Annotated in this window: 19 protein-coding genes and 1 tRNA gene; 8 read left to right on the top strand and 12 right to left on the bottom strand. The window is 58.4% G+C overall.

The annotated features are described in order from the left end of the window. The first annotated feature begins 98 nt into the window (after positions 1 to 98). The gene (locus tag K3754_RS09985; protein WP_037907216.1) at positions 99 to 368 is read left to right on the top strand and encodes an usg protein; all 270 of its coding nucleotides are present in this window, start codon (positions 99 to 101) and stop codon (positions 366 to 368) included. 87 nt (positions 369 to 455) lie between these two features. Beyond that, positions 456 to 1,520: a DUF2855 family protein gene (locus K3754_RS09980; RefSeq protein WP_259936919.1), complete on the top strand. Its 1,065-nt coding sequence runs from the start codon at positions 456 to 458 to the stop codon at positions 1,518 to 1,520. Between the two features lie 30 nt (positions 1,521 to 1,550). On the opposite strand, the gene K3754_RS09975 is transcribed toward K3754_RS09980, so the two are convergent. Next, entirely contained in the window at positions 1,551 to 2,498 is a 948-nt protein-coding gene (locus K3754_RS09975; RefSeq protein WP_259936918.1) for a radical SAM protein, read from the bottom strand. 171 nt (positions 2,499 to 2,669) lie between these two features. On the opposite strand from K3754_RS09975, the gene zwf reads away from it, so the two are divergent. Genes zwf through pgi form a run of 3 tightly spaced genes read left to right on the top strand, consistent with a single transcriptional unit; the run spans position 2,670 to position 6,396 of the window. Then, a complete protein-coding gene (gene zwf, locus K3754_RS09970; protein WP_203211197.1) occupies positions 2,670 to 4,139 on the top strand; it encodes a glucose-6-phosphate dehydrogenase in 1,470 nt (489 codons plus the stop codon). Then, a complete protein-coding gene (gene pgl / locus K3754_RS09965) occupies positions 4,136 to 4,807 on the top strand; it encodes a 6-phosphogluconolactonase (RefSeq protein WP_259936917.1) in 672 nt (223 codons plus the stop codon). The genes zwf and pgl overlap by 4 nt, the downstream gene beginning before the upstream one ends. Further along, positions 4,804 to 6,396, top strand: a complete 1,593-nt coding sequence (gene pgi, locus K3754_RS09960) for a glucose-6-phosphate isomerase (RefSeq protein WP_259936915.1) — start codon at positions 4,804 to 4,806, stop codon at positions 6,394 to 6,396. Before pgl ends, pgi begins: the two co-directional genes overlap by 4 nt. 94 nt (positions 6,397 to 6,490) lie before the next feature. On the opposite strand, the gene K3754_RS09955 is transcribed toward pgi, so the two are convergent. Continuing rightward, complete coding sequence (locus K3754_RS09955) at positions 6,491 to 7,747, bottom strand: sodium:proton antiporter (RefSeq protein WP_259936914.1); 1,257 nt, start codon at positions 7,745 to 7,747, stop codon at positions 6,491 to 6,493. Then, complete coding sequence (locus tag K3754_RS09950) at positions 7,744 to 8,196, bottom strand: GNAT family N-acetyltransferase (RefSeq protein WP_259936913.1); 453 nt, start codon at positions 8,194 to 8,196, stop codon at positions 7,744 to 7,746. Before K3754_RS09950 ends, K3754_RS09955 begins: the two co-directional genes overlap by 4 nt. A gap of 215 nt (positions 8,197 to 8,411) precedes the next feature. Between K3754_RS09950 and K3754_RS09945 the strand changes: the two genes are divergently transcribed. Further along, entirely contained in the window at positions 8,412 to 10,031 is a 1,620-nt protein-coding gene (locus tag K3754_RS09945; RefSeq protein WP_259936912.1) for a long-chain-fatty-acid--CoA ligase, read from the top strand. Here the strand turns inward: K3754_RS09945 and K3754_RS09940 are convergent, their stop codons facing one another. Beyond that, positions 10,032 to 10,286 (bottom strand): zinc ribbon domain-containing protein, encoded by a 255-nt coding sequence (locus K3754_RS09940; protein WP_203211203.1) that lies wholly within the window; start codon positions 10,284 to 10,286, stop codon positions 10,032 to 10,034. It abuts the gene before it with no gap. 81 nt (positions 10,287 to 10,367) lie between these two features. On the opposite strand from K3754_RS09940, the gene K3754_RS09935 reads away from it, so the two are divergent. Next, the gene (locus K3754_RS09935) at positions 10,368 to 10,763 is read left to right on the top strand and encodes a MerR family transcriptional regulator (RefSeq protein ID WP_259936910.1); all 396 of its coding nucleotides are present in this window, start codon (positions 10,368 to 10,370) and stop codon (positions 10,761 to 10,763) included. Here K3754_RS09935 and K3754_RS09930 read toward each other — a convergent pair whose 3' ends face one another. The 8 genes from K3754_RS09930 to K3754_RS09895 form a co-directional block, all read right to left on the bottom strand. Next, on the bottom strand, positions 10,764 to 11,147 hold the full coding sequence (locus tag K3754_RS09930) for a GFA family protein (protein WP_259936908.1): 384 nt from the start codon (positions 11,145 to 11,147) through the stop codon (positions 10,764 to 10,766). 74 nt (positions 11,148 to 11,221) lie between these two features. Beyond that, entirely contained in the window at positions 11,222 to 11,737 is a 516-nt protein-coding gene (locus tag K3754_RS09925) for a GNAT family N-acetyltransferase (protein ID WP_259936906.1), read from the bottom strand. 100 nt (positions 11,738 to 11,837) lie between these two features. Continuing rightward, positions 11,838 to 12,728 (bottom strand): sulfurtransferase, encoded by an 891-nt coding sequence (locus tag K3754_RS09920; RefSeq protein WP_259936904.1) that lies wholly within the window; start codon positions 12,726 to 12,728, stop codon positions 11,838 to 11,840. Beyond that, complete coding sequence (locus K3754_RS09915) at positions 12,728 to 13,024, bottom strand: antibiotic biosynthesis monooxygenase (RefSeq protein ID WP_259936903.1); 297 nt, start codon at positions 13,022 to 13,024, stop codon at positions 12,728 to 12,730. Before K3754_RS09915 ends, K3754_RS09920 begins: the two co-directional genes overlap by 1 nt. A gap of 288 nt (positions 13,025 to 13,312) precedes the next feature. Further along, positions 13,313 to 13,386 (bottom strand) — tRNA-Gly (locus tag K3754_RS09910). A gap of 81 nt (positions 13,387 to 13,467) precedes the next feature. Continuing rightward, the gene (locus K3754_RS09905; RefSeq protein ID WP_259936902.1) at positions 13,468 to 15,516 is read right to left on the bottom strand and encodes an ASKHA domain-containing protein; all 2,049 of its coding nucleotides are present in this window, start codon (positions 15,514 to 15,516) and stop codon (positions 13,468 to 13,470) included. 106 nt (positions 15,517 to 15,622) lie between these two features. Next, on the bottom strand, positions 15,623 to 15,850 hold the full coding sequence (locus K3754_RS09900; protein WP_259936901.1) for a hypothetical protein: 228 nt from the start codon (positions 15,848 to 15,850) through the stop codon (positions 15,623 to 15,625). 125 nt (positions 15,851 to 15,975) lie between these two features. Beyond that, a complete protein-coding gene (locus K3754_RS09895) occupies positions 15,976 to 16,539 on the bottom strand; it encodes a hypothetical protein (RefSeq protein ID WP_259936899.1) in 564 nt (187 codons plus the stop codon). Positions 16,540 to 16,607: 68 nt separating this feature from the next. Between K3754_RS09895 and K3754_RS09890 the strand changes: the two genes are divergently transcribed. Further along, positions 16,608 to 17,315, top strand: coding sequence for an ATP-binding protein (locus K3754_RS09890; protein ID WP_311201421.1), 708 nt, complete (start codon positions 16,608 to 16,610; stop codon positions 17,313 to 17,315). Positions 17,316 to 17,413: the final 98 nt, after the last annotated feature.

The following is a 17,413-nucleotide window of genomic DNA, read 5'->3' as shown; positions in this document are numbered from 1 at the left end:
TGGCAGCATCCCACTTTGAGTGCCAACACACTGTTTTCATTGAAAAGTAATTCGTTCCGGTCAAACTGGTCCGGCAACAGGCCAAAGAGGAGGGAAAAATGACCCCGAGCGAAACCGAATTGATGCTCAAGGGCTATGGATTAACCACTGCTGAGATCTTTTACCGGATGCCCGATTACACCCATGTGCTGAACAGTTACATCTGGCAGGATTACGATCTGGCGCCAGATCACGAGAAACTGTTTGGATTTGTCGAGTTTTGGCAATCGGAGATCGAGGGCAAGCTGCACTCCCTGCGGTTTACCCATCGCAAGCTGATCGGCCCCGGTGAATGGCAAAATCAGGTGGGTGAATTCACCCTGCATTGATTTTCTCACGCAACGTCGCGGAAAAATCGCTGGCGACAGCGAAAGCGGCTGCCCTAGGCTGTGACAAACAGCAACTTGAGGGCCGACATGCACAGACTTCTGGTGGACCACCGTAATATCACGCAGACAAAGCTGGAAGCCGTGGACCCTGCGCCACTGTCTGATGGTCAGGCGCGGCTCAAGCTGGAAAGCTTTGCCCTGACGGCCAACAATGTGACCTATGCCGCCTCCGGCTTTGCCATCGGGTATTGGAAGTTCTTCCCGACGGGCCAAGACGGTCAGGGTTTGGTGCCGGTTTGGGGCGTGGCCGAAGTGACCGAAAGCACCAGCGATGATCTGGCGGTTGGCACCCGGCTCTATGGCTATTACCCCATGGCGGAGGAACTGGTGATCACCCCCAAGGCCGACGCCCATGGCAGCATTCTGGACGCCGCGCCGCACCGCAAGGATTTGCCGCTGATCTACAACCAATATGTGCCTGTCCATGGCGGCACGGCAGAGCAAGACCACCTGCGGGCGATTCTACAGCCGCTGTTGGCAACCTCCTATCTGCTGTTTGACTGGCTGCTGGACAACGATTGGTTTGGCGCAGAACAGATCATCATCGGCAGCGCGTCCTCAAAGACCGGGCTGGGCCTGTGCAAATACCTCGCTGAGCCGGAACAGCGCCCTTACAAGATTGTCGGCCTCACGTCAGAGCGCAATCGCGCCTTTGTCGAAGGTTTGGGCGCCTGTGATCAAGTACTCAGCTATGATGAAGTGGGCGATCTGGTGCAGGTGCCTTCGGTTTATGTGGATATGGCGGGCAACACTGAGGTCAAGGCAGCGCTGCACAGCCATCTGGCCGATCAACTGCGCCATTCCGCCGCCGTGGGCCTCAGCCATTGGGACAAGTTTGAGCAAAAGCAAGAGCTTGCCGGGCCAAAGCCGGTGTTTTTCTTCGCCCCCGCGCAAGTCGCCAAACGCCGTGAGGATTGGGGGCCCGGCAAGATTGAACAGCAGATCACGCAGGCTTGGAAACGCATCGCGGCGGATGCATCGGGCTGGATGAACGTGGTGGTGCATGACGGCATCGCCGCCTCGGATCCGGTTTACAAATCGCTCGCGGATGGCAGTGCCAATCCCCGCGATGGCCATATCATCCGGCTGTGAACGGCAAGGGTGGGGCAGGGCGCAATGCCCTCAGGCCGAACAGCTTGCCCCGCCCAACACGCAGAACTTTGCACAATGCGGGTGGTTCAGCGCCACGTCGCGCTCTGCCTCTTGCAAGGTCGTGCCCAGCTCGAATTCGGGATCATAGGGCAACAGGGTACAGGCCAGAACTGCCGGGGCCGCAGCACCCTTGCGTTTGACCACCATGCGCGAGGACGAACACATCACCGCGTCGGGCGATTTGTCCAAAATGCCCCAGCAGGCCGTGGTGATTTCAGGCACTTCCACACTTTCGTCCATCTCGGGGAAAAGTACTGTTTTGGCAGGGTCTTGCGCGTCGATCTTAAATCCATGCTCGGCAAAGAACCGGCCATAGCCCGCGCGGCTGTCTTCATCGCTGTCGGCAAAGACCGAACGGCCCGCAACCGCCATCTGGAACCCGTTGTCGCGCAGCCATTTCATGCCGGTCAACGTCTTGTCAAACGCCCCTTCACCGCGCTCTGCGTCATGCAGATCCGCGCGGTAGTGATCGACGGAGATTCGCAAGGTCAGCTTGCCCGGATAGGTCTTGTTCAGCCGCAACAAACCAGCCTGCATGGTCTTGCGCATCATCGGACGCATCGCATTGGTCAGAATCAAAACCTCATAACCCGCCGCCAGCGCGGCCTCGGTCATCTCGATCATTTGGGGGTTCATAAACGGCTCACCACCGGTAAAGGCGATTTCGCGCACCGGCCAGTCGCGGGCTTTGATCTGGTCCAGATAGTCACGCACCTCGTCCGCCGAGATATAGACCAACGCATCATTGCTGGGGCTGGAGGCAATATAACAGTTCACACATTCGATATTGCACAGGGTGCCGGTGTTGAACCAAAGCGTCTCAGGATGGGTCAGCGCCACCCTCGCACGCGCCTCGCCCTTGGCCGTGACAGCGGGATCTTTGAATTTGTCGAGATTTGCCCCGGCAAGATCTTTCATGTTTGGTCCTTGTGCGATGGGTTGTGATGTCCATTATCTGCTAAGGTATAGCGGCAGTGCGCGAAAGTCCTAGCATGAGGTGATGCACAACCTTGTGATGCCGCGTAGAATATGCATGTTAGCGATAACATTCCTGGTGCAGGTACGTTTGGAACAAGAAAGGTCACAGCGATGGTTTCGAGAGTGATTCCCGTGGATCCCTTTGATCTCGTGATTTTTGGCGGCACCGGTGATCTGGCGCGGCGCAAAATCTTGCCGGGACTGTTCCGCCGTTTCTGTGCCGGTCAGGTCCCCGGCGATGCCCGTATTGTCGGCGCCGCCCGTACCGAACTGGACAGTGACGGCTATCGCCAGATGGTCCGCGAAGCGCTTGCAGAATTTGGCCGTGACATTGCTTGCGATGAAGGCACGCTCAGCGGTTTTCTTGATATGATCCAATACCTTGCCATCGATGCCCGTGGCGAGACCGGATGGGCCGAGCTGGCCGAACTGATGGTCGGCAAGGGCAGGGTGGAAGCCTTCTATTTCTCAGTTTCTCCGGCCTTGTTTGGCGATCTGGCCGAACGGCTGCAACACTGGGGGATGGCCGATGAGGACAGCCGGATTGTAGTTGAAAAACCCTTCGGGCACGATCTGGCCTCTGCCAAGGCATTGAATGCGACGCTGGCCCGTTATTTTGACGAAAAGCAGATCTACCGGATTGATCACTATCTGGGCAAAGAGACCGTGCAAAACCTGATGGCTGTGCGCTTTGGCAACATGCTGTTTGAACCTTTGTGGAACGCTCAATACGTCGATCATGTGCAAATCACCGTGGCCGAAACCGTCGGCGTTGGTGGGCGCGGCGAATATTACGACAAGGCCGGTGCGATGCGCGATATGGTGCAAAACCACCTGATGCAACTGCTCTGCCTGATCGCGATGGAGCCGCCCGCGCGGTTTGACCCGGACGCGGTGCGTGACGAAAAGCTCAAAGTGATCCGTTCCCTCGATCCGGTGCTGCCGCACCACATTGCGCGGGGCCAATATGATGCCATGCCCGGCAATGAGGCCGAGATGCCCAGCTATCGCGAGGCGGTCGATCATCCGCGCAGCCGCACCGAAAGCTTTATCGCGCTGAAAACCCACATCAGCAATTGGCGGTGGGCCGGCACGCCGTTCTATCTGCGCACTGGCAAACGCATGGCGGCACGATCCTCCGAGATCACAGTGATTTTCAAGGACACCCCGCATTCGATCTTTGCCGAAGACGCCGGACGCCACCGCAATGTATTGTCCATCCGCCTGCAACCGAACGAAGGCATCACGCTGGGTGTGACAATCAAGGAACCGGGGCCGGGCGGCATGCGTTTGATCGACGTGCCGCTGGATATGACCTTTGCCGAAACCCTGGGCGTCGATGGCTCTGACCACGTAGATGCCTATGAACGGCTGATTACGGATGTGATCCGGGGCAACCAGACCCTGTTCATGCGCGGCGATGAGGTCGAGGCCGCCTGGGCCTGGACCGATCCGATCATCGAAGGCTGGGAGGCCCGCAACGACGTTCCGAAACCCTATGACATCGGGTCCGACGGGCCCACCGATTCAACCGAGATGATGCGCCGCGACGGACGTGAATGGCGAAAGGTAACACCATGAAATTTATCGAATATCCAGACCGTGAGCTTTTGACCATGCGGGTTGCGGACGAACTGGCAGGCGAAATCGAAAATGCGCTTTTCACCCATGCCAGCGTGTCTTTTGCCGTGCCCGGCGGCACCACACCGGGGCCGATCTTTGACATTCTCAGCGGCACCGATCTGGGCTGGGAAAAGGTCAATGTGATGCTCACTGATGAACGCTGGGTGCCCGAAGATCACGATCTGTCCAACACACGGCTGGTGCGCGACCGGCTGTTGACCGGTCCTGCCGCTGCCGCGACCTTCCTGCCGTTCTACCGCGCGGGTCAAACGGCGGCAGACGCCTGTCCGGAAGTGGCGGAGACGCTGACGCCTCATATGCCGCTTTCGGTTCTGGTGCTGGGGATGGGCGATGACATGCACACCGCATCGCTGTTTCCCGGCGCACCGGGGCTTGAGGCCGCTTTGGATGGCCACGCCCCCTTGCTCTGCCCGATATCGCCGCCCGATCAGGACATTGACCGCGTGACCCTGCCGGCCCATGCGCTCAAAGGGGCCTTGTCCACGCATGTGGTGATCTTTGGCGCCCTCAAGCGCAACGCACTGGAAAAGGCACAGCATCTCGCCCCGAAAGACGCGCCCATTGCCGCAGTTCTGGGCAACGCAACTGTACATTGGGCCGCATGATGGACAATTGGACCCGCCTGAAAAGCCGCTTTGACGCCACCAGGGATCGCCCGCTTCTGGCGCTCTTCGAAGAGGAAGGCCGCGCCGCACATTACGCCGTGCAAACCGAACACATGCGGTTTGATTATGCAAAGACCAACATCGATGCGGACACCCGCGCCGATCTGATCGCCCTGACCGAAGCCGCGGATGTGCCGGGCAAACGGGACGCAATGTTTAGCGGCGCAGCGATCAACAGCACCGAAAACCGTGCCGTATTGCACACCGCCCTGCGCAATCTGGATGGTGGGCCGGTCTATGTGGAGGGGCAGGATGTGATGCCGGGCATCCATGCCACTTTGGCCCGGATGCGCGCCTTCGCAGATGAGATCCGCAGCAGCGACATCACCGATGTTGTCAATATCGGCATTGGCGGTTCTGACCTTGGTCCCGCGATGGCCACGGCCGCGCTCAAACCCTATCACGATGGCCCGCGCTGCCACTTTGTTTCAAACGTCGATGCCGCCCATATCGCCGATACGCTGGCGGGGCTCGACGCCAAAACCACGCTGGTGATTGTCGCCTCCAAAACCTTCACCACGATTGAAACCATGACCAACGCCCGCACCGCACGGGCCTGGATGCAGGATCATGGCGGCGATCCCAAAACCCAGTTCGCCGCGCTCAGCACGGCAGAAGAAAAAACCAACGCCTTTGGTATCGACCCCAAACAGGTCTTCGGTTTTGAGGACTGGGTCGGCGGGCGTTATTCCGTCTGGGGGCCGATCGGGCTTTCACTGATGATCGCCATTGGTCCCAAAGCGTTTGACAGTTTCCTGCGCGGTGCACAGGCGATGGACCGGCACTTCCGGGCGGCAGAACCGTTGGAAAACATGCCGATCATGCTGGCGCTGGTCGGCATTTGGCACAACCAGATCTGCGGCTATGCAACCCGCGCCGTGCTGCCTTATGATCAACGACTAGCATTGCTGCCCAGCTACCTGCAACAGCTTGAGATGGAATCAAACGGCAAATCTACCTTGCTCGACGGCTCGGATCCCCTGCGCCACAGTGGCCCCGTGGTTTGGGGCGCGGCAGGCACCAATGGCCAACACGCCTTTTACCAGCTGATCCACCAAGGCACCCGCGTCATTCCTTGCGAATTCATGGTCGCCGCCAATGGGCATGAGCCGGATCTGGCCCACCACCATCAACTGCTGATCGCCAATTGCCTTGCCCAATCCGAAGCGCTGATGCGCGGCCGGTCCCTGACGGAGGCGCGCAAATTGATGCAGGCCAAAGGCCATGAAGGGGATGAGCTGGAACGCCAGGCCCGCCACCGCGTCTTTCCGGGAAATCGCCCCTCCACAACGCTGGTCTATGACCGGCTTGACCCCTTCATCCTTGGCCAGATTATCGCGCTTTATGAACACCGCGTCTTTGTCGAGGGGGTGATCCTCGGCATCAACTCCTTTGACCAATGGGGCGTTGAACTGGGCAAGGAACTGGCCACCTCGCTGCAACCGCTTGTCGAAGGCAGCGCGCCCGCGACCGGCAAAGACGGATCAACCGCCGCGCTGCTGGATTATATCCTCAACCGGCGCAGTTAACCTTCTTCATTTGGCCGGAAAAACCTCCGGGGTGTTTGAGGGGCAGCGCCCCTCATTCCCGAACAGATCAAATGCGGCGCAGCCGCGCCTTTGGCTACATCAGATCCGGGGCGCGACCGACGCGATTGGCCAGCTTGCCCACCGTAAGCCCCTGCACAATAATGGAAAACACCACCACGATATAGGTGCAGGTCAGGATCAGCGGCTTCCATTCCCCATCCGGCAGGGACAGGGCCAGCGCCACTGATATCCCGCCTTTCAGGCCACCCCAGGTCATGATCGGGGTCACGCCCTGACTGAACGTGCGAAACGGCTTCAACATACTGATCGGCACGGCCACAGCAGCCAGACGCGCCAAAAGCGCGATAAAGATCGTGACCACGCCGGTCAGCAACATATCGCCGGAAAAAGCGATGGCAAAAACCTCGAAGCCGATCAAAAGGAACAGAACCGCGTTCAAGATCTCGTCGATCAGCTTCCAGAAGGCATCAACATACCGACGGGTTTCCTCGGACATGCCCCGTGCCGCGCCGACATCACCGATCAGCAAACCGGCACACACTGCCATAATCGGCGCCGAGACATGCAGCGCCACAGCCAGCTCATAGCCGCCAAAGGCCAGCCCAAGCGTCAGCAGCACCTCAAGCGAGTAATCATCAATCCGCCGCATCACCCGAAAGGTGATCCAGCCCAGCACAAGTCCCAGCACCGCGCCGCCAAAGGCCTCCTGCACAAACAGCAAGACCGCCGCGTTCAGGGGGCTGCCGTCACTGCCGTGGTGTGCGCCTGATGGAAAGGCCAGCCCCACCAGCACCAGGAACACAACATAGCCAACCCCATCATTAAACAGGCTTTCTCCGGCGATCTTGGTCTCCAGCGTCTTGGGCAGATCCGCCTCACGCAGCACCCCAAGGACCGCCACAGGATCAGTGGGAGAGATCAGTGATCCAAAGACCAGCGCAATCAGGATCGGCATGCCGGTCAGCCATGAAAAGGCAAAGCCCACCACCAAGGTGGACAGCGCCACACCCAGTGTCGCCATCAAAAACACCGTCACCCATTCGCGGCGCAGATCGCTCAGCTTCACATGCAGCGCCCCGGCAAACAGCAGCAGGCCCAGCATCCCCTCCAGCAGCGCTTCGGAAAAGTCGATGCCGGTGACAAAGCCGCGCACAGTGTCCGCGATGCCAAGGGCGGGCCAAATCAGATCAAGGCCCAGCAATCCAAAGGACGCCAAAAGAGAGACCACCAAAATCCCGATCGCCGCAGGCAGTTTGAGATAGAGGTAATTGATCGCCCCGAAACACCCCGCCAGAACAATCAACAACGAGGTGACTTGCAGGACATTCATGCCCCCGTGGCCATGTCATAGGTGATCCACATGGTGCGCGTCGCCAGTTGATCATAAACGCCGCGCCCGCGGTAATTGTCATCTGCGGTGATCCAGCGCACCACGGTCCAGCCGTTTTGCTGCGCGATCTCGCCTACGCCTTTGATCAAGGCCTGCGCCGCACCGCTGCCGCGTGCGGCCGGATCCACGAACAAATCATCCAGAAAACACTTCACAGCGGCGCTCAAAGGGCTGGCGAAGGGGCGATAATGGGTCAGTCCGATGGCCGCGCCCTGCTGATCCACTGCCAGCAGTCCGTTCACCTCATGGGCATCATCCATCAGCCAGCCGAACACGCGATCGCGCATCTCTGCGGTTTGCTCCACCTTATAGAATTTCGCATATCCGACATAAAGGCGATCCCAATCAGCGCGGTCTTGGGCGGTTACGGGGCGAATGGTTACACTCATGGCATTTCCTTTGGTTGCAGTGGGGGCAGGGGTTTGCGCTACCTCTACACAGATGCACGTTCAGGGCAACATCACCTGGCCCCCGATGCCCCGCAGATCGCCAGCCGATAACGCCTTACGACATAACGTCATTTCCCCCCCGGCAGAGTGACCGCGCTTGCAAGACCGGGGCAGATTGTTCAATCTGACGCGAAAGTTCACGGAGGAGAACCCGAATGCTTGGTCAAATGATGTCCAAACCCCTGCTGATTTCCAGCCTGATCGAACACGCCGAACGTTATCACGGCGAAGCGGAAATCCATTCGGTCAACACCGGTGGCGGCATCGAGGAAACCAGCTGGGGGCAGGTGGCCCGCAATGCCCGCGCATTGGCATCGGCTCTGACCGCTTTGGGGCTGGAACCCCAGGCCCGTTGCGGCACCATCGCATGGAACAACCGCCGCCATCTCGAGCTGTATTTTGGTGTCTCGGGCGGCGGCTTTGTCTGCCACACGATCAATCCGCGGCTGTTCCCCGAACAATTGGTCTACATCCTCAACCACGCTGAAGACAAAGTGCTGTTCATCGACAAGACCTTTGTGCCGCTGGTGGCCGCGATCCGTGACAAGCTGGAGCATCTGGATCACATCGTTCTGATGGAAGGCCATGACGCCGAAGCCGAAAAGACGCTGCCGGGACTGAAGTTCTATGATGATCTCGTGGCCTCTGGCGATCCGGAGTTTTCCTGGCCGGAACTGGATGAAAACATCGCCTCAAGCCTTTGTTATACTTCGGGAACAACGGGAAATCCCAAGGGCGTTCTTTATTCCCACCGCTCCACCGTCTTGCACAGTTTTGCGGTGAATTTCGCCGACAGCATTTCCTTCTCTGCCGCTGACATCGTACTTCCTGTGGTGCCGATGTTCCATGTCAACGCATGGGGCGCACCCTATGCCTGTGCGCAGGTTGGCGCGCGGATGGTGATGCCGGGGCCGGGCTTGGATGGGCCCTCGCTTTTGGGGCTAATTGAAGATCTCAAAGTGACCGTGGCTTTGGGCGTGCCGACGATCTGGCTGGGCCTTTATGCGGAGGCTAAGAAATCCGGCGCCAAGATGGCCAGTTTGCAACGCACTGTTGTGGGGGGGTCGGCCTGTCCGCCATCGCTGATCACCGCCTTCCGTGAGGAATACAATGTCGACACCATTCACGCTTGGGGCATGACAGAGATGTCACCCGTCGGGTCGGTGAACCGCCCGCTGGCCAAACACGGCGATCTGCCAATGGAAGAGCAGCACAAGCTGCGCGAAAATCAGGGCCGTCCTGTGTACGGGGTGGAGCTGGAGATCCTCGACGAGAACGGTGCGCCGCTGCCTCATGATGGCGTCACCCAAGGCGATCTGGTCACGCGCGGGTATTGGATTGTGGACAGCTACTTCCGTTCCAGCACCGAAGAAACCCTTGAGAACGGCTGGTTTCACACCGGCGATGTGGCGACGATGGATGCAGACGGCTATGTGACGATCCGCGACCGGTCCAAGGACATCATCAAATCGGGCGGTGAATGGATCAGCTCGGTCGAGCTGGAAAACATCGCAATTGCCCATCCTGATCTGGCCGATGCGGCAGTGATTGGCGCGACCCATGAAAAATGGGACGAACGCCCGATCCTGATCGCGGTCAAGGCCGAAGGGGCCGACCCGGCAGAGGCCGATGTTCTGGCGTTCTTTGATGGCAAGATTGCCAAATGGCAGGTGCCGGACCGCGTTGTCTTTACCGATGTTCTGCCGCGCAACGCCACGGGCAAGGTGCTCAAACGCAACCTGCGCGATGAATTTGGCAAGATCCTGCTGGGTTGATCAGGCTTTCCAGCGCTCCAGACGGGGAATGCCGCGCGTGAACATCCACGCCATCACTTTCGGCATGCCCGAACGCATCAGCGCTTCAACGCAGTGCTGCTGAAATTCCTTTACTGTTGCATCGGGGTGCCGAAAGGCGCCCTGATCATAGCAAATGGAACAATATGTCTGGCTTTTGCTGCCGTCGGCCTCCAATCCGCCGCCCTGCGGATCCTTGGACAGCGGCATTCCGCAGCTTTGACAACTCCCTGACATGGTTTTCTCCCTTCCTCTCTTGCGTCACTGCTGGGACCATTCTATAAACCATGGACCACTGTCAATGGTTTTGAGGGAAAAATGCGCATCGGTGAACTGGCCAAACGGGCAAAAGTGTCTCGAGATACGATCCGGTTTTATGAACGCCACGGTTTGATCCGCTCAGACGTCGACCCGGAGGCTGGCAACAGCTACCGGATTTATCCCGAAGACGCGGTGCTGACCTTGGATGTCATCCGCGATGCCCAGGCCGCAGGGTTGAGTATTGCCGACATCAGCATGTTTCTGGCGCAGTTTCTGGCCCAAGCCCCGGAGACCGAGGCCGGGCAGGGGTTTCTGGAGACCAAGATTGCCGAAGTGCGAAGCCGGCAAGAGGCGGGCGCACGGTTCTTGCAAATGCTCGAACAAACCAAAGCCGCACTGGACCGCGCGCCGCAAGATGGTCTGGATGAAATGACAGGCCGCGCCAAGGAGTGATCAAGAACCTGCGTCTTCACGGCCCGTGGCAAACTGCTGCATCTGTTCAAAGGGCGGCAACCACGCCGCGCGGCGCGTGCACCACAACTCATAAGTTGGCGTGAACTGATCGGGTGCATCCATCGCGCCCAGGTGCAGCTCAACCTCATCACCGCTGCAGGCAAAAACGGACGAGCCGCACACAGGACAAAAATGCCGTCCGTTGTAGTCGCGGGTCTCCCCCTCGATCTGAACAGAGGTCACAGGAAAAACCGCTGCCGCATAAAACAGCGCTCCGTGATGCTTGCGGCAATCCACACAGTGACACAGACCCACGCGCACTGGCGGACCCGCCGCCTCAAACCTGACCTTTGCGCAGGCACATCCGCCGGTAATCTGTTTCATCTGCCGAGATCCATTGAAACTTGCTGCCACAGGATAGGACAAGACCGGCTGAGATGCCATGCCGGCCAGCAGGGTCATTCCATCGCGTGAACCCAGATCTCAGCCTCTGGTTCATGGGGCGCCCGCGTTCCGTCCGTCTGCGCGCCCAGTCTTTTCGCCACCGCCTGCGACTTTGTATTGTCGCAGTCTATATAGCTGAAAAGCTGCGTTAATCCCAGATTTTCGCGGGCCCATGATTTGACGGCCACCGCAGCTTCGGTGGCGTAACCTTTGCCCTCAGCACCTTCAAACAGATGCCAGGCCAGCTCAATCTCGGGCCAATCTGAATGCTTGATCAATCCCACGCGGCCAACGGGCTGCCCTGTTTTCTGTTCGACCACCATGAAAAAGCCAAAGCCGTGCCAATGCCAGTGGCCAACACCGGCCATGAAACCGAACCAAGCCTGCTGCGGAGTTCCGGTTTCGCCCTGCGCGACCATAGACGGGGCGCTGGTCATGAAGCGGGTGAATGCTGGCAAATCCGCCCGGTCCGGTCCACGCAGGATCAGCCGCGCCGTGGTCAACACGGGTGCTGTTGTAAGGTCTTGCATCACGGGCTTTCTATTGGCGGTCCTAGGGTGAGGCGATCATAGCGTGGGTCGCCCCCGGCAAAAAGGCAGTGTTGATCGCGAAAGACTGTTTTTCAGGTTGCTAGACCGTCGCTTGATCCGCCTCTATGGGCAGGCTTTCGTCCGGGCCCCATTCGCTCATTGAATTTTCATAGACCGCAACATCGTCATATCCAAATTGATGAAGCCAGAACGCATCGACAGTGGCGAAAATACCGCCGCCGCAATAGGTGATATACCGATCCGCCCCATGACCCGTAGCGCGTTCGAAAGCATGCGATATTTTCTCGGGGGGCAAAAAGGCATGGGTCTTCGGGTCCACCAGCTCGGCCTGCGGGACATTTATGCTTCCCGGGATGCGTCCCGGCCTTCCATAACGTGGATTTTCCCCTAAAAAGACATCGCGACCAAGCGCGTTCACCAGGCATGTCGCCGGGTTCCCGATTGAGGCACGCACCTCATCTTTGCCGACAAAAACCTCCGGTCTTAGCCGGACGGAAAGATTGCCTCTTGGGTAAGTGCTGGCGTCAGTGGATTGCGGGCGATCCTCCGCCACCCACTTTTCAAAGCCGCCATCAAGCACGGACGCATTATCAAATCCCAACCACCTTAACATCCACCAGAAACGGGTTGCCCATGATGGGCTTCTGCGACTGTAAAGAATAACGCGCGTGCCATCGCCTATGCCGGCGCTCTCGAATGCAGCGGCCACGGTTTCGGGGGCAGCCAAGGTCATCCCAAACGGACTGTCATCCTCGGAAAAGTCCCGCTGAAGGTCGAAATAATGCGCGCCGGGGATGTGACCGGCGCGATGCTCATCCGCGCAATTGAGCACGCGATAGGGCCGTTTTCCGCCTTCCTCGAACTGTAAAACAGTCGAGCAGTCAAATATTCTTAGATCGGGATCATGCAAATGATCCGCGAGCCATCCGGTCGTGACAAGGGCATCGGGATACCTGAGAGAACGGCCCATCAGCCTTCCACCAGATCGTAATGCTTGATCGTTCGTGCTTGGACCAATTCGGCCTCTGCCGGATCGACGTGAGGGCTTTGGTAATCATCGCCCACAAATGCCTTCAAGGCGTCCAGACTTTCCCACACCATGACGAAACTGAACTCTCTGGGGGAGTCAGGCCGGGGCGCACCGGGCAGCACCTGCACGATCCCCTTGGTGCCTTTCATCAATGGGATTGCCGTTTCGTGGAAGAAGCGTCCGAACTCCTCCTCCTTGCCAGGTTTGGTCAATACCTGAAATATGCGCATGATCATCCATCCGTCCTCCTTGTTGCACGGCTCTTGGATGTATGACTGCCTCGTATCTCAAGAGCATAGCACATCCTGCACGGCCTGTCTGACTAAGGTCAGGCATTGGGATAAGACACTAGGATATATCAATATTTTTGACGAAGCCGAGCTGTCTGGTCAAAAGCCGTGGTGTTTCACCGGTGGATGGTTCAGCAAATCGGCCGAGCCCGCCAAGTGTTTTCGATGATTAGGAACGTGACAAACCGGTTGCGCCATCGCAACTGGAACTTGTCGCGCAATTTGAGAAGGGTTTGGAGCGGGTAACGAGAATCGAACTCGTAACTAAAGCTTGGGAAGCTGCCGTGATACCTTTTCACCATACCCGCGCTCAGGTTTGAAATATGCGTGGCGGGCAGGGGCGTCAAGGGCAGACCAGCAGCCTGCCCGATATTTCCAGCCGCTTCATTTTATCCGCGCCGCCGCCGTCTGCGGCCGCCGCCAGCCTCTCCGCCATCGCCGCCGCCGGTGTTAAAGGTCTCGCTTGGCAGCGTGACGATGCTGTTCAGGATCGGGAAGGGCTCCACCGCATTGGGGATGGCGGAGGCATTCACAAAATGCTCCTGAAAGCGGGGTTCAATTGCGGTTTCGATCTTGTGGATGGCCCGCACGGTTTGTTCGATCTCGGCCCGTGCCTCGCGATTCAGCAGGGCAATCCGTGCCCCGGTGCCCGCCGCATTGCCCGCCGATCTCACCTTGTCCAGCGGCGCATCAGGGATCATGCCCAGAACCATCGCATGTTTGGTGCTGATATGGGCGCCAAAGGCCCCGGCCAGCACAATGCGATCCACGTTCTGAACGCCAAATTTGTCCATCAGCAAGCGCGCACCGGAGTAAAGCGCCGCCTTGGCCATCTGGATCTCGCGGATGTCGCGGTTGGTCACGGTGATCTTGGGGCCGCCCTGGGCCGTGCCGTCATAAACAAGGTAGGAATTGGTGCGCCCGTCGGCGAAAACCATCGGGGATCCCGTCTGTTCAGCCGTGCCAATCAGACCGGGCGCATCGACGATACCATGGATGCGCATTTCGGCCACCATTTCAATGATACCGGAGCCGCAGATGCCGGTGACACCCGTGGTGGCAATGGCCGCGTCAAAGCCCGCTTCGTCGGACCATAGATCGCAGCCGATGACCTTGAACCGCGCAACCTTGGTGGCGGGGTCAATCTCAACCCGTTCAATCGCGCCGGGTGCGGCCCGCTGACCGGATGAGATCTGCGCCCCCTCAAATGCAGGGCCAGTGGGCGAGGAACAGGCAAGCACCTTTTCCTTGTTGCCCAGCAGGATTTCGGCGTTGGTGCCCACGTCCACCACCAACACCAGATCTTCAGATTTATCCGGCGCCTCGCTCAGCGCCACGGCGGCGGCATCGGCGCCCACATGGCCTGCAATGCAAGGCAGCAAGTACACCCGCGCAGATCGGTGAATGTTCAGCCCCAGATCCGCCGCCCGCAACCGGATCGCATCAGAGGTGGCCAGGGCAAAGGGCGCCTGGCCCAGCTCAAACGGATCAATTCCAAGGAACAGGTGATGCATGACCGGATTGCAGACGAACACCGCATCGACGATCAATTCCTTGTCGATCCCGCCTTCGGTGGCGATCTGGCTAAACAGACCATTCATGCCCTCGCGCACTGCGCGGGTCATTTCATCAGCGCCAGAGGCATTCATCATCGAATAGCTGACCCGGCTCATCAGATCTTCACCAAAGCGGATCTGCGGGTTCATCACACCGGAGGAGGCAATCACCTCGCCCGTGGCCAGATCGCACAGATGTGCCGCAATGGTGGTGGAGCCAAGATCGACCGCAAGACCGTAAACCGTACCCTCATAGTAACCCGGCCAGATCGCCATGATGCGTGGGGCGTTTTCGGCATCCCCAAGATGCACGGCAACCGTCACTTTCCAGTTGCCCTTGCGCAGCACCGGTTGCATCACCTGCAGGATATGCAGATCGGCGGTCACATTCTCCAGCTGCCATTGATCTTTCAGCGCGGCCCGCAGCCGCTCCAGATCGCCGGAAGGGTCGTGCATGTCAGGCTCCTGCACCTCGACATAATAAAGCTTGGTGGTGGGGTTGATGACGATATCGCGCGCCTCGGCGCGTTTGCGCACCACCTGTTTGTGCACCTGGCTTTCTGGTGGCACATCGATCACCACATCGCCCTGAACCGCCGCCTGACAGCCCAGACGCCGCCCGTCGATCAGCCCGCGCTTGTCCTTGTAGCGCTGTTCGACGGCATTCCATTCGGACAGGGCATCATCGCGCACGGTGACTTTATGTTTGGAAAACTCGCCATAGCTTGGCGTGATCTGGCATTTGGAACAAATCCCGCGCCCGCCGCAGACGGAATCGAGATCAACCCCCAACTGCCGCGCGGCGGTCAGAATGGGGGTGCCAACCGGAAAATGCCCGCGCTTGCCGGATGGGGTGAAAATCACCAGAGGATCACTGCTCATTGCCTGCACCTTTGACTGCCTTTGCGGGCAGCATAGCGAGGCAGACCGGAAGGGAAAGCCAGCCTGCGGCAAAAAGCAGGCCAGACCCGTCATTTAGAGAGGGATTTTAGATCTTTACTTGAATGATCTCGCCCTGATCGCGCCCGTTGAAACACGCCACGAATTCCAGAACGTCGATAAGGGCTTCGTCTTTGTGATTTGACGTCACAATAAATCGGTCTTGCGCGGTCCCACTCCCAAGGATCAACGCATCCACATGGTCTTCAAGCGCTTCACATCCTTCGCCAAATATCGCGATGAGGCTGGCCCGCTGCGAAAGCCACTGCTCTACCATGCGCGAAAGAACAAGGAAATCTGATACCGGACTATGCAGAACAATCTTTGGGCCGCCATCACATGTCATCCAAGAAATCCGAAACCAAGGGTGCATTCCGCAGCACCGCGGCCATCAACATTTATTCAACCAAAGAGTCTCCTCAACAAACTTTGTTTGACCGGTGCATTCAAGCAATGGAACTGATCGACTTCGCTCGCCTCCAAGTAACTATCATAGCGGAAGCCGATTAGCTCTTCGATCAATTCAACAGGAATCTCAAAAACAAAATCGACACCTGTTTCTCCGCGTTGTTCGTTGAACAAAGCAGATCTTCTCAATTCATATGTATCAGGTAGATCGCCGGTCGCTTCGATCTGGAAAATGTCGTCCCCGTCGCCGGCATGCGTGACCCGCCAAAGCTCTGTCCCACCCCTCCAGAAAGTGGCCGAACTCCACATCGTTGTCTCGTTGATCTCGCACAGACAGATGTCGTGATCTTCGGAAAAAGCCTCAATCTCTGCAAGTTTGGTTTGACCGAAAGTTTCCTCTTCGCTCCACAAAACCGTCCAGCCAGAGGACTTGATCTGAGCCACCCACCATTCTTCCTGTGGCATTTCGCTGCACAGCTGTTCAGCCGATAGTCCGAAGGCATTCAAGACCTGCGCAGGGCTGGCCTTCGCTCCCAGAAAACAAATGCGAAACCCCATGGCTGGCCCTCCCTAAAAACGCGAATTACCTAGCAAAAAACATGTTTGGCGTGTGTTGACAAGTCAGCTTGGGTTTTGCTCCGATTGATCCTGATCTGGACATTTCACCACCAATGCGCCATCACACGCCCTATGAAAACCTTGCATCAAAAACCATGCGCCCGCTGTGCGGCGCGAATTACCATCCCGGCCTGATCTGCCGGGCCGGGTCGGTTCCTGATTTTGATGTTTCAACGCGCAAGCTGCGCTTCCACAAGGTTTTTCTCACCATGACACATATACCAACGCTGCACATGCTTTGCGGCAAGATCGCCGCTGGCAAATCGACACTGGCCAACCAGTTGGGCCAAGCGCCCCGCACCGTTCTGATCTCGGAGGATGAATGGCTGGCGGCGTTATTTCCCGGTCAGCTCAACACGTTGGATGATTACATCGCCCATAGCCGCCATCTGCGAACCATCATGGGGCCGCATGTGACCGGGCTGCTGAGTGCGGGGGTGTCCGTCGTGCTGGATTATCCGGCCAATATGGTGCGCACCCGCGCGTGGATGCGCGAAATAATCCGGACCTCTGGCGCAGCCCATGTTATGCACCTGTTGGACCCGCCCGATGCGGTGTGCCTCAAAAGGCTGCGCAAACGCAATGCGCAGGGCGATCATGCCTTTGCCGCGACCGAGGCGCAGTTTCATCAGTTTGCCAAGTTCTTTGAACCGCCCCAGCCGGAAGAAGGGTTTGAGGTCGTGGTGCATCAGGACATAGGCGCCGATCAAAGCTGATCTCAAATGGGTGGGGCAGCCCGCCCTTGGGATTTGCCCGCCCGCGCGCTATCCACGCCCCAGCCACCCGGAGCCGTCCTGATCGCCCTTATTGGCCT

It is taken from the genome of Sulfitobacter sp. M368, assembly GCF_025141875.1.
GTDB lineage: Bacteria > Pseudomonadota > Alphaproteobacteria > Rhodobacterales > Rhodobacteraceae > Sulfitobacter > Sulfitobacter mediterraneus_A.
This window is presented reverse-complemented; position numbering and strand designations above follow the sequence as displayed.

Bases quoted from the DNA above. Each gene is read 5' to 3' on its own strand.
- K3754_RS09915 (WP_259936903.1), bottom strand. From the start codon at position 13,024: ATGATCATGCGCATATTTCAGGTATTGACCAAACCTGGCAAGGAGGAG.
- K3754_RS09980 (WP_259936919.1), top strand. From the start codon at position 456: ATGCACAGACTTCTGGTGGACCACCGTAATATCACGCAGACAAAGCTG.
- K3754_RS09900 (WP_259936901.1), bottom strand. From the start codon at position 15,850: ATGGTAGAGCAGTGGCTTTCGCAGCGGGCCAGCCTCATCGCGATATTT.
- K3754_RS09925 (WP_259936906.1), bottom strand. From the start codon at position 11,737: ATGCAAGACCTTACAACAGCACCCGTGTTGACCACGGCGCGGCTGATC.
- K3754_RS09930 (WP_259936908.1), bottom strand. From the start codon at position 11,147: ATGAAACAGATTACCGGCGGATGTGCCTGCGCAAAGGTCAGGTTTGAG.
- K3754_RS09895 (WP_259936899.1), bottom strand. From the start codon at position 16,539: ATGGGGTTTCGCATTTGTTTTCTGGGAGCGAAGGCCAGCCCTGCGCAG.
- K3754_RS09905 (WP_259936902.1), bottom strand. From the start codon at position 15,516: ATGAGCAGTGATCCTCTGGTGATTTTCACCCCATCCGGCAAGCGCGGG.
- K3754_RS09975 (WP_259936918.1), bottom strand. From the start codon at position 2,498: ATGAAAGATCTTGCCGGGGCAAATCTCGACAAATTCAAAGATCCCGCT.
- zwf (WP_203211197.1), top strand. From the start codon at position 2,670: ATGGTTTCGAGAGTGATTCCCGTGGATCCCTTTGATCTCGTGATTTTT.
- K3754_RS09955 (WP_259936914.1), bottom strand. From the start codon at position 7,747: ATGAATGTCCTGCAAGTCACCTCGTTGTTGATTGTTCTGGCGGGGTGT.
- K3754_RS09935 (WP_259936910.1), top strand. From the start codon at position 10,368: ATGCGCATCGGTGAACTGGCCAAACGGGCAAAAGTGTCTCGAGATACG.
- K3754_RS09985 (WP_037907216.1), top strand. From the start codon at position 99: ATGACCCCGAGCGAAACCGAATTGATGCTCAAGGGCTATGGATTAACC.
- pgi (WP_259936915.1), top strand. From the start codon at position 4,804: ATGATGGACAATTGGACCCGCCTGAAAAGCCGCTTTGACGCCACCAGG.
- pgl (WP_259936917.1), top strand. From the start codon at position 4,136: ATGAAATTTATCGAATATCCAGACCGTGAGCTTTTGACCATGCGGGTT.
- K3754_RS09950 (WP_259936913.1), bottom strand. From the start codon at position 8,196: ATGAGTGTAACCATTCGCCCCGTAACCGCCCAAGACCGCGCTGATTGG.
- K3754_RS09940 (WP_203211203.1), bottom strand. From the start codon at position 10,286: ATGTCAGGGAGTTGTCAAAGCTGCGGAATGCCGCTGTCCAAGGATCCG.
- K3754_RS09920 (WP_259936904.1), bottom strand. From the start codon at position 12,728: ATGGGCCGTTCTCTCAGGTATCCCGATGCCCTTGTCACGACCGGATGG.
- K3754_RS09945 (WP_259936912.1), top strand. From the start codon at position 8,412: ATGCTTGGTCAAATGATGTCCAAACCCCTGCTGATTTCCAGCCTGATC.